The sequence below is a fragment of the Corynebacterium tuberculostearicum genome (assembly GCF_046097255.1).
Taxonomy (GTDB): Bacteria; Actinomycetota; Actinomycetes; order Mycobacteriales; family Mycobacteriaceae; genus Corynebacterium; species Corynebacterium tuberculostearicum_J.
Window position 1 is genome coordinate 1,036,498 of sequence record NZ_CP175770.1, and the last position, 14,296, is coordinate 1,050,793.

Consider the following 14,296-nt stretch of genomic DNA (forward strand, 5'->3'; position numbering starts at 1 on the left):
GTAGTTTCATGGCTGTCCGTAGGTGTGGTCAACATGTGGGGTCCAGGGGTGTGCCATCCTGGGAATACCATGACTGTAACTACTACATATTGTGTTAGTTGCGGGTATTTCCCCCAAAGTATAGTGTCGTTGATGTTGCTCAGAGCGGCGCAGGAAGCGCCCGTTTAGGCGGGAAAACGCTCCCCGCTCTGACGAATTTTTCAATGCAGGAGCTTTAAGGATCTATATGTCTATCACCGTTTACACCAAGCCAGCATGCGTCCAGTGCAATGCCACCAAGAAGGCCCTCGACCGCGCCGGTCTTGAGTACGACCTCGTCGATATCTCGGCCGATGAAGAGGCTCGTGACTACGTTATGGCACTGGGCTATGTTCAGGCCCCAGTAGTTGAGGCTAATGGCGAGCACTGGTCCGGTTTCCGCCCTGACCGTATCAAGGGCTTGGCTTCCTTGGCCGCATCCGCTTAGGGGAGTAGGGGAGGCCAGTAGCGATGTTGGTCGTGTATTTTTCCTCCGCGACGGAAAATACGCACCGGTTCGTGCAGAAACTGGGCTTTCCTAGCGCGCGCATCCCGCTGCGCCGCACGGAGGAGCCCCTCAAGGTCAACGAACCCTATGTTTTGGTGTGTCCCACTTACGGCGGGGGTGCGTCCATTAGCCACCAGAACTCCCGGCCCGTGCCCACGCAGGTAATTAAGTTCCTCAACGATGAGCACAACCGCAGTTTCATTCGCGCGGTAATCGCGGGTGGCAATAGCAACTTTGGCGCCGACTTTGGCAAGGCTGGTGACGTCATCAGCGCCAAATGTAAAGTGCCCTATGTATATCGTTTCGAGTTGCTGGGAAACGAAGACGATATAAAAATTTGTCGTGAAGGCTTATTGGCTAACGCCGCCGAGCTTGGGCTCGAGGCTGCGGCCTAGCGCCTACCACGACTTAAATAAAGATCCTGATTTTTAAGAAAGGCCTTGTCAGCTGTGAGTACGCAATTGGGGAAGACCGTCGCCGAGCCAGTAAAGCCAGAAGAGCAATTGGATTACCACGCTCTGAACGCGATGCTGAATCTCTACGATGCTAATGGCAAGATTCAGTTTGAAAAGGACCGCGAGGCCGCTAACCAATTCTTCCTGCAGCACGTTAATCAAAACACGGTCTACTTCCATGATCTGGAAGAAAAGATCGATTACCTGATTAATAACAAGTACTACGACCCGCAGGTCATTGAGCAGTATGATTTCTCCTTTATTAAGGAGCTATTCAAGCGCGCTTATTCCTATAAGTTCCGCTTCAAGTCCTTCCTGGGTGCGTATAAGTACTACACCAGCTACACGCTGAAGACCTTTGATGGCCGCCGCTACCTCGAGCGCTTTGAGGACCGCGTGTCCATGACGGCCCTGTTCTTGGCGGACGGCGACGCAGGCTTGGCCGAGCACCTCGTAGACGAGATCATGACCGGCCGCTTCCAGCCGGCTACCCCGACCTTCCTCAACGCCGGCAAGGCCCAGCGCGGCGAGCTCGTCTCCTGCTTCCTGCTGCGCATCGAGGACAACATGGAGTCCATCGGCCGCTCCATCAACTCCGCGCTGCAGCTTTCCAAGCGCGGCGGCGGCGTGGCCCTCCTGCTGTCTAATATCCGCGAGTCCGGTGCACCAATTAAGCACATTGAGAACCAGTCTTCCGGCGTCATCCCCGTGATGAAGCTGCTGGAGGATTCCTTCTCCTACGCCAATCAGCTCGGTGCCCGCCAGGGTGCCGGCGCGGTCTACCTCAACGCGCACCACCCGGACATCATGAACTTCCTGGATACCAAGCGCGAGAACGCGGATGAAAAGATCCGCATTAAGACCCTCTCGCTGGGCATCGTCGTGCCGGATATCACCTTTGAGCTGGCTAAGCGCAATGATGATATGTACCTCTTCTCGCCGTATGACGTCGAGCGCGTCTATGGCAAGGCCTTCGGTGACATCTCCGTCACCGAGCACTACGAAGAGATGGTGGAAGACCCACGCATCCGCAAGAAGAAGATCAACGCCCGCCACTTCTTCCAGACCGTGGCCGAGCTGCAGTTCGAGTCCGGTTACCCGTACATCATGTTCGAGGACACCGTAAACCGCGCGAACCCGGTGAAGACCTCGTGGATCAACATGTCCAACCTGTGCTCGGAAATCCTGCAGGTCAACTCCGCATCCGAATTCAACGCGGACCTGACCTACGAGGAGCTGGGCAGCGATATTTCCTGCAACTTGGGTTCCCTGAATATCGCAATGACCATGGATTCGCCGGACTTCGCCAATACGGTGGAAACCGCCATTCGTGGCCTGACCGCCGTGGCGGATAAGACCTCCATCGATTCCGTGCCGTCCGTGCGCCGTGGTAATGACGAGTCCCACGCCATTGGCCTGGGCCAGATGAATCTGCACGGTTACTTGGGCCGCGAGCATATCGAGTACGGCTCGGAAGAGGGCCTGGACTTCACCAACGCCTACTTTGCGGCCGTGCTGTATGCGGCGCTGCGCGCCTCCAATAAGATCGCCCGCGAGCGCGGCGAGTACTTCACGGAGTTCCCGCAGTCCGAGTATGCCTCCGGCGAATTCTTTGACCGCTACGATCCGGAAGAGTTCAAGCCGAAGACCAAGAAGGTGCAGGAGCTTTTCGACGCCTCTTCGATCCACACCCCGTCCGCCCAGGACTGGGAGGATTTGAAGCAGGACGTGGCCAAGTACGGCCTATACAACCGCAACCTGCAGGCGGTGCCGCCGACGGGCTCGATTTCCTATATCAATAACTCCACCTCGTCCATCCACCCGATTGCCTCCAAGATTGAGATCCGCAAGGAAGGCAAGATCGGCCGCGTCTACTACCCGGCGCCGCACATGGATAATGACAACCTGGAGTACTTCAAGGACTCCTATGAAATCGGCTACGAGAAAATCGTCGATACTTATGCCGTAGCCACCAAGTATGTGGACCAGGGCCTATCGCTCACGCTCTTCTTCAAGGACACCGCGACCACTCGTGAGGTCAACCGCGCGCAGATTTATGCGTGGCGCAAGGGCATTAAGACCTTGTACTACATCCGCCTGCGCCAGATGGCGCTGGAAGGTACCGAGGTCGAGGGCTGCGTATCCTGCATGCTCTAAACCGGTGGTAGGGTGCCTCGATGCACGTCGCGGGGAAGGACGTGCATCGAGGCGTTTAGCCGTTTTCGGCCCTAGTGCGGTCGAGAATGGTGCGGGAGGTTTCTTCGGCGGCGTCGGCAAGCCCGGCATCAATGGCGCGGGCCAGTTCCATGTGCAGCTGTGTGGTGCCGCTGATGGGGTCGCGTTTGCGGGAGCCGAAGACGGACTTGCCCTTGAGCATCGCCACTAGGGAGGGGGCGAGCGCGGCGAGCATTTCATTGCCGGAGGCCCGCAGGATGAGGGTGTGGAAGCGCAGATCGGTTTCCAATTCTTCGCCTACGCGCGGAGACGGGGTGGATTCCAGCTCGGCCAATCGCGCGGCGAGGCGCAGCAATTCCGCCCGCTGCTGGGCGGTGGCGTTGCCGGCAGCCAGACGCGCGGCCACCGGTTCGATGCCAAGCCTTAGCTCGTTGAGCCGGGCCACTTGCTGCCCGCACGTTTTATCGTTGTCTAAGCGCCAGGCAATGATCGCTGGGTCATATACCGCCCACTTCTCCATCGGTAGCACCGTGAGGCCCACGCGGCGCCCAGAGCTCACCATGCCGAGATGCTCCAAGGCACGCATGGCCTCGCGGGCCACGGTGCGGGAGATGCCAAAGCGCTTTTCGACGTCCCCCAGCCGGAACCGCTCGCCCTCCGCGAGGTCTCCGCGTACTATATCCGCGCCGAGTTGATCCACCACGGAACCGAGTAGGGGAGGGGTAGCGCTCATGGTGGGGGAATCCTCTCTGTGCAGGCACTCGGAATAGCTGGGATCAGTATAGGCATGAGGCATCCACCACAATGATTTAGAGGGCGGGCGAATTGGGTATGCTGGGGAGCTAAAAGTGTCCGTTTTGAGTATTGGAGTGACGCCGCGTGTCGCACGAGTATGATGACTACGTTTCTAGTCATGAAAAGCCAGTTAAGGCCATTAACTGGAATAGCATCCCGGATGAAAAGGACCTCGAGGTATGGGATCGCCTCACCGGTAATTTCTGGCTGCCGGAAAAGGTCCCCGTCTCCAATGACCTGCCTAGCTGGAAGACGCTGACGGAGAAGGAAAAGGAAACCACCATGCGGGTCTTTACCGGCCTGACGCTGCTGGATACCATCCAGGGCACCGTGGGTGCGATTTCCCTCCTTCCGGATTCCCAGACTCTGCATGAGGAAGCGGTCTACACCAATATCGCCTTCATGGAGTCCGTGCACGCCAAGTCCTATTCCAATATCTTTATGACCCTGGCGTCCACGCCGATGATCAACGATGCCTTCCGCTGGTCCGAAGAAAACGAGAACCTGCAGAAGAAGGCCAAGATCATCTTGTCCTACTACAAGGGCGATGATCCGCTGAAGAAGAAGGTGGCGTCCACGCTGCTGGAGTCCTTCCTGTTCTACTCCGGCTTCTACCTGCCGATGTACTTCTCCTCCCGTGCGAAGCTCACCAACACCGCCGATATCATCCGCCTGATCATCCGCGATGAGGCTGTGCATGGTTACTACATTGGTTATAAGTTCCAGCAGGCGTATAAGCAGCTGGATGAAGAGCACCAGGCAGAGCTGAAGGAATACACCTTCGACTTGGTCTATGACCTCTATGACAATGAGATCGACTACACCGAGGATCTCTACGATGACCTGGGCTGGACCGAGGACGTTAAGCGCTTCCTGCGGTACAACGCCAATAAGGCACTGAATAACTTGGGCTTTGAGGGGCTCTTCCCAGCCGATGAGACCCGCGTTTCCCCGGCTATCTTGTCCTCGTTGTCGCCAAATGCCGATGAGAACCATGACTTCTTCTCTGGTTCGGGTTCGTCCTATGTCATCGGCAAGGCTGAGGACACCACGGATGATGACTGGGACTTCTAAGCATTCCCGCTGATCAGCGTGGTCTTGCAGCACACCTTCTGCTCGAACTCAACCGAAAGGTTGATAACGAGCGGGGGTGTGTTTTTGCGTTTTGGGGCCGCACAATTCGGCGCGGCTGTGACATATAGCACGGTGTATTTCTGGCGAAAACCGTAGGTGGAAATAGTGGCCGCGCCACGTGCAGGGGCAATGTGGCAGATGTGGTCAATGGTGAGGCGTGTCTTCGCATCCGAGTATTGGGGGAAGCTGGAAAGAACAGGGGAAAATGGCCTAATATAAGGCGAGTAAACCTAGGTGTAGGTGGAGTCTGTCCACAGACACTTTGTTATTCAGGAGGATTTTATGACCGCTGTGGCGCCACGGGTCGACGATTACGTCGCCCCCACACGTCCAGAGCCAACCGGTAACGCGAAGACCGGTTCAAAGGCTTGGGTATTTCTAACCACCACCGACCACAAGCAGCTGGGCATCATGTACTTGATCATGTCCTTCAGCTTCTTCTTCCTCGGTGGCTTTATGGCACTGTTGATCCGCGCGGAGCTGTTCACCCCGGGTCTCCAGTTCTTGTCCAATGAGCAGTTCAACCAGCTGTTCACCATGCACGGCACCGTGATGCTGCTGCTGTTTGCGACCCCAGTCGTGTGGGGCTTTGGTAACTACATCCTGCCGCTGCAGATTGGTGCGCCGGACGTGGCCTTCCCTCGTCTAAACGCCTTCGGCTTCTGGGTTACCCTGCTGGGCGGCACCGTGATGCTGCTGGGCTTCGTAACCCCAGGTGGTGCGGCTGACTTCGGCTGGACCATGTACATGCCGCTGGCTGATGGTGTCCACACCCCGGGCATCGGCGCGGATATGTGGATCGTCGGCGTGGGCGCTACCGGTGTCGGTACCATTGCCTCCGCTGTCAACATGATTACGACCATCCTGACCCTGCGCGCACCGGGCATGACCATGTTCCGTCTGCCGGTCTTCAGCTGGGCTGTGTTTACCGCGTCCGCCATCGTGCTGATGATCTTCCCGCTGCTGACCGCTGCAGCACTGGGCGTTCTGTATGACCGCAAGCTGGGCGGCCACATCTACGATTCCGCTAATGGCGGCGCCATCCTGTGGCAGCACCTGTTCTGGTTCTTCGGCCACCCTGAGGTCTACGTCTTGGCACTGCCATTCTTCGGCGTTATCTCTGAGGTCGTTCCGGTCTTCTCCCGCAAGCCGGTCTTCGGCTACATCGGCCTAGTCTTCGCACTGCTGGCCATCGGCTCCCTGTCCATGGCTGTGTGGGCACACCACATGTTCGTCACCGGCGCTATCCTGCTGCCGTTCTTCTCCTTCATGACGTTCCTGATTGCGGTTCCAACCGGTGTTAAGTTCTTCAACTGGGTGGGCACCATGTGGAAGGGTCACATCACCTGGGATACCCCGATGATCTTCGCCATGGGCTTCATGGCTACCTTCCTCTTCGGCGGCATGACCGGCGTTATGCTGGCATCCCCGGCACTGGACTTCCAGCTGGCTGAGTCCTACTTCTTGATTGCGCACTTCCACTACACCCTGTTCGGTACGGTTGTGTTCTCCGCCTTCGCCGGCCTGTACTTCTGGTTCCCGAAGATGACCGGCCGCATGCTGGATGAGCGTCTGGGAAAGATTCACTTCTGGTTGACCTTCATCGGCTTCCACGGCACCTTCTTGGTTCAGCACTGGGTCGGCAACATGGGTATGCCGCGTCGTTACGCTGACTACCTGGAGTCCGATGGCTTCACGGTCTTCAACCAGATTTCCACCATCTTCTCCTTCGTCCTTGGCGCTTCCGTTATCCCGCTGGTGTGGAACGTATTCAAGTCCTGGCGCTATGGCGAGATTGTCACCGTGGATGACCCATGGGGCTACGGCAACTCCCTCGAGTGGGCAACCTCCTGCCCGCCGCCGCGCCACAACTTCGTGTCGCTGCCGCGTATCCGCTCCGAGCGTCCGGCCTTCGAGCTGCACTACCCGCACATGGTTCAGCGCATGCGCGAAGAAGCACACGTGGGTAGCCACTAAAGCGATATAACTCGCTAAAGCACTCCTGACTTAAGCCGCCTCCCAGCCCACCAAGGGCCGTGGGAGGCGGCTTTGGCGTATCTTATTTGCCCCACGTGCGATAATGGGCGGCGTGAGTCCCCAAACTGATACCTATGCCGTCATTACCACCACTGGGCCGGACAAGCCTGGGGTCTCGGCGGCCTTCTTCCGCGTGTTGGCGTCTTATAGCGCCGCGCTTATCGACGTCGAACAGGCCATCTTCTCCGGCCGCATCACCCTCGCCGCCCATACCCGCATTCCCCGTACGCGCGCCGAGCAGATTGAACAAGGTTTGCGCAATACCTTGAGCATCTACGGGCAGCAGGTATCCGTGGACGTGCGGGAGGAGGAATCTAGCGCGCGAGCTCGCTCCACGCATGCGGTGGTCCTCATGGGAACGGAAGTAACCGCCCACCACGTAGAGGAGGTCGCCCGCGTATTGGCCAATTTCGATGCCAATATCGATCGCATCCGCGGGCTTTCCACCTCCCCGCTGACCGGGCTGGAGCTGTTCTTGTCCCTCGATGGTTCCGCGGCACCTGTGCGCCAGGCGCTGGCAGAGCTGGCACAGCAGATTGGCATCGACATTGCCATTGAACCTGCGGGTCTGGGCCGACGCTCCAAACGCCTCGTCTGCTTCGACTGCGATAGCACCCTCATCCAAGGCGAGGTCATCGAGATGCTAGCCGCGCACGCCGGCAAAGAGGAAGAAGTTGCCGCCATCACGGCCCGGGCTATGCGCGGCGAGTTGGATTTTGAGGAGTCCCTACGCGAGCGCGTGGCCGTTCTGGCCGGCCTGGATGCTTCCATCATTGATGAGGTGGCCCGCGAGATTCAGCTGACCCCCGGTGCCCGCGAGACCATTGCCACGCTCAACCACATCGGTTATCGCACCGCTGTGGTCTCCGGTGGGTTCATCCAAGTTCTGGAGGACCTAGCCGCAGAAATGCACTTAGATTACGTCCGCGCCAATACCTTGGAGATCGCCGATGGCAAGCTCACCGGCCGCGTCACCGGCAAGGTGGTTGACCGCAAGGCCAAGGAGGAATTCCTGCGGGAGTTCGCCGCGGATTCCGGCGTGAGCATGCGCCAGACGGTCGCCGTGGGCGACGGCGCCAATGACATCGATATGATTACCGCCGCGGGGCTGGGCATCGCCTTTAACGCTAAGCCGGCGCTGCAAGAAGTGGCGGATACCTCGGTAAATCACCGGCGGCTGGATGAGGTACTACAGATCTTGGGAATTCCGGCCGAGGAGGTTGTTCGTGGATAAGTTTGAAGTAGCCCACCAGCGCTTGGTAGAAGCCTGTGATTCGCGTTCGTGGCGCGATGACCCAGAAAACCCCGACGAGCCCGCCACCATCCAAGCGATGCAGATTGCGCTTAACCTGCCAAAGCAGGAGCCGCCGGCGCGCACGGAAGTGCTAGAGGCGGCCGCCAGCGCCGTTGTGGCCGTGTGCTTGGACGAGCGCGCGGGGGAGGACGGGGCCTTCGCCCACGCCCTGGGACAGTGGTATGGCCACCGCATCCGCAAGATCGCCCGTCGGGCGCGCAATAAGGCCTGGCGCGATGTGCAGAGCCTGCCCGGCGTGACCGTGGCGGACCGCGCTCGAGCCTTCGCGCCTTCGGCCGTGGGGGAGGTGGATCCGCTCATCGCCAAGCTGCAGATCGGTCACACTGACCTTGCCTATGATGAGCCGGGAGACCCGCTTGGCGACGCCCCCGTCATCTACGTCGACCGCAGCCTCGACATGTCTGCCGGCAAGGCCGCAGCGCAGGTGGGCCACGGTTCGATGATGCTCGCCGCGGCGATGTCGGTGGAGGAGGCTCGTGCCTGGGCTGACACGGGTTTTGAACTTTCGGTGCGCGAGGTGTCCGGCGAAGATTTTCGCACCGCCTGCGCGCAGGATGGCGCCGTGGTCATCGTGGACGCCGGGTTCACGGAGATTGCGCCGGACTCGGCTACCGTGTGCGCCCTGCGGCGACCAATCGCTTAAGCGCGCCGCGCACCGTATCCGCGTCGGTGGTCTGCCAAAAGCGTGGCATGGAGGCCTTGAGGAAGCTGCCGTAGCGCTTATACTCCAAGCGGTTATCGAGCACGGCCACCACGCCGCGGTCGGTCACGTGGCGCAGCAGGCGGCCTGCGCCCTGTGCCATGAGCAAGGCGGCGTGGTTGGCGGAGACCTCCATGAATCCGGAGCGGCCCGCAGCATCGGCCGCTTGGGCGCGCGCCTGCATCAGGGGATCGTCCGGCCGGGGGAACGGGATGCGGTCGATGATGACCAGCGAGCACGCCGGCCCCGGCACGTCCACGCCTTGCCACAGGGTAAGCGTGCCGAAGAGGCAGGAGTTTTCCTTCTGAGAGAACTTCTCCACCAGGGCGCCGATGGAATCCTCGCCTTGTGCGAAGAGGTCAAAGGGGATGCGCGGCTTGAGGGCGGTGGCTGCCTCTTCCGCCGCGCGGCGGGAGGAGAACAGACCAAGCGTACGTCCGCCAGCAGCCATGATGAGCTCGTAGATCTCATCGATGGTTTCTTTGGGCAGGCCATCGCGGCCCGGCGCGGGCAGGTGCTTGGCGGTGTACAGGATGCCGGATTTGGCTGGGTCGAAAGGCGTGCCCGCGTCCAAGGTGTCGTAGGTGCCGCTCGGCATGCCCCACTGGGCGGCCATGGCATCGAAGCGTCCACCGAGGGCGAGGGTGGCCGAGGTCAGCACCACCGTCTGCTCCCCAAAGAGGTTTTCGCGCAGCATGTGGGCGATGGAGAGGGGCGCCACGGCAAGGGTCTCGGCGTCGCTGCGCGGATCGCGCTCGAGCCAGACGACGTCGTCTTGCTTGGCTGGGTCATCGGTGGCGAAAACCTCCAGCATGCGTGCCACGGCCTGCGCGAGGTCGGAGAGGTGGTTGCTCAAGTTTTGGCGCTCGGCGTTTTTCTCTGGGTCGTCGGTCGCTTCGCCTTCTGGTGCGCGAGAAATGAGGGACTTAACCCGCAGGAATTCGTCGGCAAGCGCGCGCAGATGCCCCTGGGAGGTTTCATCCAAGTCGGTCCAACGGCCGGGCTCTTGGATTTTCATCAGGTCATCAAATTCCTCGGCCAAGTCCGAGAGGCTGCCGGCATTTCCCAGCGACTTCGCGCGGTTGGCGGCCATCTTGATGGCGCGGGTAGTAATCTCCGCGGTGGACACGGAGGTGATGCGGCCGTCGAGCTCGTGAGCCTCATCGATAATGGCGACGTCGTGCTCCGGCAAGATATTTGCTTCAGAAACCGCGTCGATGGCGAGCATGGCGTGGTTGGTGACCACGATATCGACGTCGGCAGCCGCCCTGCGAGCCTCTTCCGCAAAGCAATCCGGCCCGTGCGGGCAGCGCGAAGCACCTAAGCACTCGTTGGAGGTTACCGATACCGCCCGCCACACTAAGTCCGGCACGCCCGGCTCTAGGTCATCGCGGTCACCGGTGTCGGTTTCCTGCGCCCACTCGTGGATACGGCGCACGGCCTTGCCGCGGTGGGAGATCTCGGATTCGTCGATAAGTGCTTCTGGGTCATCCGGGGTAGCCGCAATCTTATTCATGCACAGGTAGTTATTGCGGCCCTTCATGATGGCGAAGGTGGGCGTACGCTCCATCACAGGGGCGAGCGCCTCAGTAAGCCGCGGCAGATCGCGCTCCACCAGCTGGCGCTGCAAGGCTAGGGTCGCGGTGGAGACGATGACAGTGGACCCCGAGTTCATCGCATGCCGGATAGCCGGGACCAAGTAGGCCAGGGATTTACCGGTACCGGTACCGGCCTGCACAGCTAGGTGACGCTCCTTTTCGAGCGCGGCCGAGACGGCGGTGGCCATGCGCACCTGGCCTTCGCGCCGGCTGCCGCCCAGCGCGTCTACGGCCTTGCCCAGCAGCGTTTCCGTGTCGAGGTTTAGGGGCTCATCTGCGTGCTCACTCACCCCACACAGTCTAGCGGCCTACTTTTTAAAGCCCACCATCCGCGTGGGCACGGCCGCTTCATCGCGGGAGAGTGCCAGGCCTTCCCATGGCAGGGTCTTGCGGGCCTGAGCTAAATACTCGCGGGAGGAATGCAGATCCGGCAGTCCGTCGACGATGTGGCCATCGCGCATGAGCGGAATGGTCATGTCGCGGGTATCGAGCTGGCCGGTATCCGGCGCTGGTGCGTCGAAGGGGTAGACGATTTCCTCCACGGCGACGCCGGAGGAGCGGTAGGTGCGCAGTGCCCGCTTGGCGCCACCCACAGAGCGCTTGGAGGAAGAGCGCTTTGCCACCGGAATGCCGTCTACCTCTACGACCTTGTAGACCATGCCGGCGGTGGGCGCACCGGAGCCAGTAGCTACGGACGTGCCGACGCCGTAGACGTCTACTGGATCGCCGCGCAGGCCGGCAATGGCGAACTCGTCGAGGTCGGAGGAGACCACGATATTGGTGTTGTGATTACCCAAATCATCCAGCTGCTTGCGCACGCGGCGGGTGAGCGCACCAAGGTCACCGGAATCGATGCGAACGCCGCCGAGCTTCGGGCCGCCTACCTTCACTGCGGTCTCGACGCCCTTGGTGATGTCATAGGTATCGACCAACAGCGTGGTGTCCACACCGAGGGTGTCGATCTGGGAGCGGAAGGCGGCCTCTTCGTTCGGGGTGCCATCCGGGTTGGTATGCGCCAAGGTCCAAGAGTGGGCGGCAGTGCCGGAGACCGGAATGCCGTAGCGGTAGCCCGCCTCCAGGTTGGAGGTGGCATTGAAGCCGGCCAGGTAGGCCGCGCGGGCGGAGGTTACCGCCGCATACTCGTGGGTGCGGCGCGAGCCCATCTCGATAATGGGGCGGCCGTCGGCCGCCGTGACCATGCGGGAGGCGGCCGAAGCCACCGCGGAATCGGCGTTCATGATGGACAAGATGACGGTCTCCAAAATCAAGCATTCCCCAAAGGTGCCGCGCACCGTCAGAATGGGGGAGTTGGGGAAATAAAGCTCGCCCTCGCGGTAGCCGTCAATCTGCCCGGAAAAGCGATAGTGGCGCAGATACTCCTTGGTCTGCTCATCCAGGAAGTCCATCTCCGCTAACTGATTGGCCGAAAAGCGGAAATCCTCCACTGCGCGCAGGACGCGTTCGGTGCCGGCAACGACGCCATAGCGGCGCTCATTGGGCAGGCGGCGGCCGAATACCTCGCAGGTGACCTGGCGGTTTGCCGAGCCATCGCGCAGCGCGGCCTGGAGCATCGTTAGCTCATATTTATCCGTGAGCAGTGCAGTAGAGCGATCATTAGGGATAGCTTTGTCATTCACGGGAGTGATAATACCCACTGACTAGGTGCTTTTCAGGGGTTTAGATTCTTTGGCGCCGGAATGTTTGAAGCCAGATTGCGCGGGCCCACAATAAATACCCAAATATGGTTAGGCTAGAAAGCATGAAGGCGCAATTTCCTGTAGTCCGGATGAGCTCTCCGATGGCTACGCCCGAATTGGATGAAGAACTCGACGTAGACGTAGCCACGAGCGAGAACCTGCCGTGGATGTGCATCGTGTGGGATGACCCCGTCAATCTGATGAGCTACGTGTCCTATGTATTCCAAACCGTGTTGGGATATGACAAGAAGCGGGCCAATGAACTCATGATGCAGGTCCACACCGAGGGCAAGGCCGCCGTGTCCAGCGGCGAGCGCGACAAGATTGAAGCGGACGTGAAAAAGCTCCAGATCGCCGGTCTGTGGGCAACGATGCAGCAGGCAGGTTAGATAGATGCAACCGTGGAAGAAAAAGAAGTCCCTCATGCGCGCGCCGAAGATCACGGCCGTATTCGAACCAATGGAGCGCGAAGTACTGGGCGATCTCACCGCCACTGTCTCCGAGGCGATCATCAAGCGCGCCCAGTCCGCGCCTAAGGACGAGCTGGCGGAAATGCTGGACATGCCCACCGGCCACACCGAAGCCCCGGACGATCCCTCGCTGGCCCGTCTCTTCCCGGACTTTGAAATGCCCGGCGATGAGGAATATGAAGGCGATGCATCATTGCTGCGTTCCCTGCATGAAAACGACATTGCGCGCGCAAAGCTGGAAAACCTGCAGGTGATTGGCTCTGCCCTCGGACCTACCGGTGGGGTAGAGGTCACCATCAACGAGCAAGAGGCCCAGGCCTTCGTCGCCGGCCTCAACGACCTCCGCCTCTTTGTCGCGGCGGGCGATGTGGCCGATGACAACCTGATGTCTGACCGCGATAGCCTCGTGGAATGGCTGGCTTTTTGCCAGGATTCGCTGCTGCAGGTGCTGATGGACTAATGCTGGACGGGATGAGCATCGGGCACTATAGCGGCACCGATACCGGAGTCACAGTGCTCTACTGCGGGCCCGGCGGAGCGCTCGGCAGCGTCGACGTGCGCGGCGGCGGCCCAGGCACCCGCGAAACGGACCTTTTACAGCCGCATAATACGGTCGAGCGCGTCCACGCCGTGGTGCTGGCAGGTGGCTCCGCCTTTGGCCTAGCCGCTGCCGACGGCGTGATGAATGAGCTGGCAGAGCAAGGGATCGGCTTTCCCGTCTTCGGCGAGGATAAGCCCGGGCCGCGCGTTCCCATCGTTCCCGGCGCCGTCATTTTTGATCTGCTGGTCGGACCTTCCCGTCCTGGGCCGGAGGAAGGCGCAGCCGCGCTGCGAGCCGCGCTCATAGGCAGCGACGAATCAATGGGTTCGGTGGGAGCCGGCGTGGGTGCTACTGCTGGCAAAGTGCGGGGTGGCTTCGGGCTGGCCACGCGCCGGGTTCGTGACTACGAGGTCAGTGCCGCGATGGTTGCCAACCCCGTGGGCGAGGTCATCGAGCCGCAGTCCGGCCGGCTGTACGGCGCGCCGGGGCGCACCCCGGTCAATGCTGCCGCCTACCGCGCCTTGCCGCACCCAGCGGAGTCCAAGCTCAATACCACCATCGGCGCCGTGCTTACCGACGCCCCCGTTACCACCGCCCAAGCCCAGCGCCTGGCCATGACTGCCCACGATGGCATCGCCCGTGCGGTACGTCCTGCGCATTCGCCACTGGATGGGGACACGATCTTTGCCCTGTCCACCGCCAAGCGCCCAGCCGAACTGAGCACGCAGGTGGTGACCCAGCTGTGCGCCGCGGCCGCCGATGCCGTGGAAGAAGCCATCGTCAACGCGGTCACCGCCGCCGACCCCGGCCTAGGCTTGAGCGCGTACCGCGATCTGCTGGACTAAGATAAGGC

The 14,296-nt window shown here is 60.6% G+C and carries 13 protein-coding genes; 10 read left to right on the top strand and 3 right to left on the bottom strand.

Annotated elements, in window-relative coordinates; genetic code table 11:
• Nucleotides 1-226: 226 nt before the first annotated feature.
• Genes nrdH through nrdE form a run of 3 tightly spaced genes read left to right on the top strand, consistent with a single transcriptional unit; the run spans nucleotide 227 to nucleotide 3,138 of the window.
• Nucleotides 227-466, top strand: a complete 240-nt coding sequence (gene nrdH / locus ACKFRY_RS04945) for a glutaredoxin-like protein NrdH (protein ID WP_150850755.1) — start codon at nucleotides 227-229, stop codon at nucleotides 464-466.
• 23 nt (nucleotides 467-489) lie between these two features.
• On the top strand, nucleotides 490-921 hold the full coding sequence (nrdI, locus tag ACKFRY_RS04950) for a class Ib ribonucleoside-diphosphate reductase assembly flavoprotein NrdI (protein WP_408923317.1): 432 nt from the start codon (nucleotides 490-492) through the stop codon (nucleotides 919-921).
• Between the two features lie 54 nt (nucleotides 922-975).
• Entirely contained in the window at nucleotides 976-3,138 is a 2,163-nt protein-coding gene (gene nrdE / locus ACKFRY_RS04955; RefSeq protein ID WP_198491998.1) for a class 1b ribonucleoside-diphosphate reductase subunit alpha, read from the top strand.
• A gap of 55 nt (nucleotides 3,139-3,193) precedes the next feature.
• Here nrdE and ACKFRY_RS04960 read toward each other — a convergent pair whose 3' ends face one another.
• Nucleotides 3,194-3,889: an FCD domain-containing protein gene (locus tag ACKFRY_RS04960; RefSeq protein WP_347950572.1), complete on the bottom strand. Its 696-nt coding sequence runs from the start codon at nucleotides 3,887-3,889 to the stop codon at nucleotides 3,194-3,196.
• A 146-nt stretch (nucleotides 3,890-4,035) separates the two neighbouring features.
• On the opposite strand from ACKFRY_RS04960, the gene nrdF reads away from it, so the two are divergent.
• From nrdF to ACKFRY_RS04980, 4 genes are all read left to right on the top strand, one after another.
• Nucleotides 4,036-5,025, top strand: a complete 990-nt coding sequence (gene nrdF / locus ACKFRY_RS04965) for a class 1b ribonucleoside-diphosphate reductase subunit beta (RefSeq protein ID WP_005323941.1) — start codon at nucleotides 4,036-4,038, stop codon at nucleotides 5,023-5,025.
• Between the two features lie 342 nt (nucleotides 5,026-5,367).
• Nucleotides 5,368-7,062 (top strand): cytochrome c oxidase subunit I, encoded by a 1,695-nt coding sequence (ctaD, locus tag ACKFRY_RS04970; RefSeq protein ID WP_005327325.1) that lies wholly within the window; start codon nucleotides 5,368-5,370, stop codon nucleotides 7,060-7,062.
• Nucleotides 7,063-7,165: 103 nt separating this feature from the next.
• A complete protein-coding gene (gene serB / locus ACKFRY_RS04975; protein WP_250409255.1) occupies nucleotides 7,166-8,356 on the top strand; it encodes a phosphoserine phosphatase SerB in 1,191 nt (396 codons plus the stop codon).
• Complete coding sequence (locus ACKFRY_RS04980; protein ID WP_408923318.1) at nucleotides 8,349-9,080, top strand: peptidyl-tRNA hydrolase; 732 nt, start codon at nucleotides 8,349-8,351, stop codon at nucleotides 9,078-9,080. Before serB ends, ACKFRY_RS04980 begins: the two co-directional genes overlap by 8 nt.
• On the opposite strand, the gene ACKFRY_RS04985 is transcribed toward ACKFRY_RS04980, so the two are convergent.
• Both ACKFRY_RS04985 and ACKFRY_RS04990 read right to left on the bottom strand, forming a co-directional pair.
• Nucleotides 9,046-11,025, bottom strand: a complete 1,980-nt coding sequence (locus ACKFRY_RS04985; RefSeq protein WP_408923319.1) for an ATP-dependent DNA helicase — start codon at nucleotides 11,023-11,025, stop codon at nucleotides 9,046-9,048. The genes ACKFRY_RS04980 and ACKFRY_RS04985 overlap by 35 nt on opposite strands.
• Before the next feature lie 18 nt (nucleotides 11,026-11,043).
• Entirely contained in the window at nucleotides 11,044-12,372 is a 1,329-nt protein-coding gene (locus tag ACKFRY_RS04990) for a nicotinate phosphoribosyltransferase (RefSeq protein WP_408923320.1), read from the bottom strand.
• A 122-nt stretch (nucleotides 12,373-12,494) separates the two neighbouring features.
• On the opposite strand from ACKFRY_RS04990, the gene clpS reads away from it, so the two are divergent.
• From clpS to ACKFRY_RS05005, 3 genes are read left to right on the top strand one after another with little or no spacing between them, the layout of a single operon-like run.
• Nucleotides 12,495-12,821, top strand: coding sequence for an ATP-dependent Clp protease adapter ClpS (gene clpS / locus ACKFRY_RS04995; RefSeq protein ID WP_005323948.1), 327 nt, complete (start codon nucleotides 12,495-12,497; stop codon nucleotides 12,819-12,821).
• A 4-nt stretch (nucleotides 12,822-12,825) separates the two neighbouring features.
• The gene (locus ACKFRY_RS05000; protein ID WP_005323949.1) at nucleotides 12,826-13,362 is read left to right on the top strand and encodes a DUF2017 domain-containing protein; all 537 of its coding nucleotides are present in this window, start codon (nucleotides 12,826-12,828) and stop codon (nucleotides 13,360-13,362) included.
• On the top strand, nucleotides 13,362-14,288 hold the full coding sequence (locus tag ACKFRY_RS05005) for a P1 family peptidase (protein ID WP_250409312.1): 927 nt from the start codon (nucleotides 13,362-13,364) through the stop codon (nucleotides 14,286-14,288). Before ACKFRY_RS05000 ends, ACKFRY_RS05005 begins: the two co-directional genes overlap by 1 nt.
• Nucleotides 14,289-14,296 lie beyond the last annotated feature (8 nt).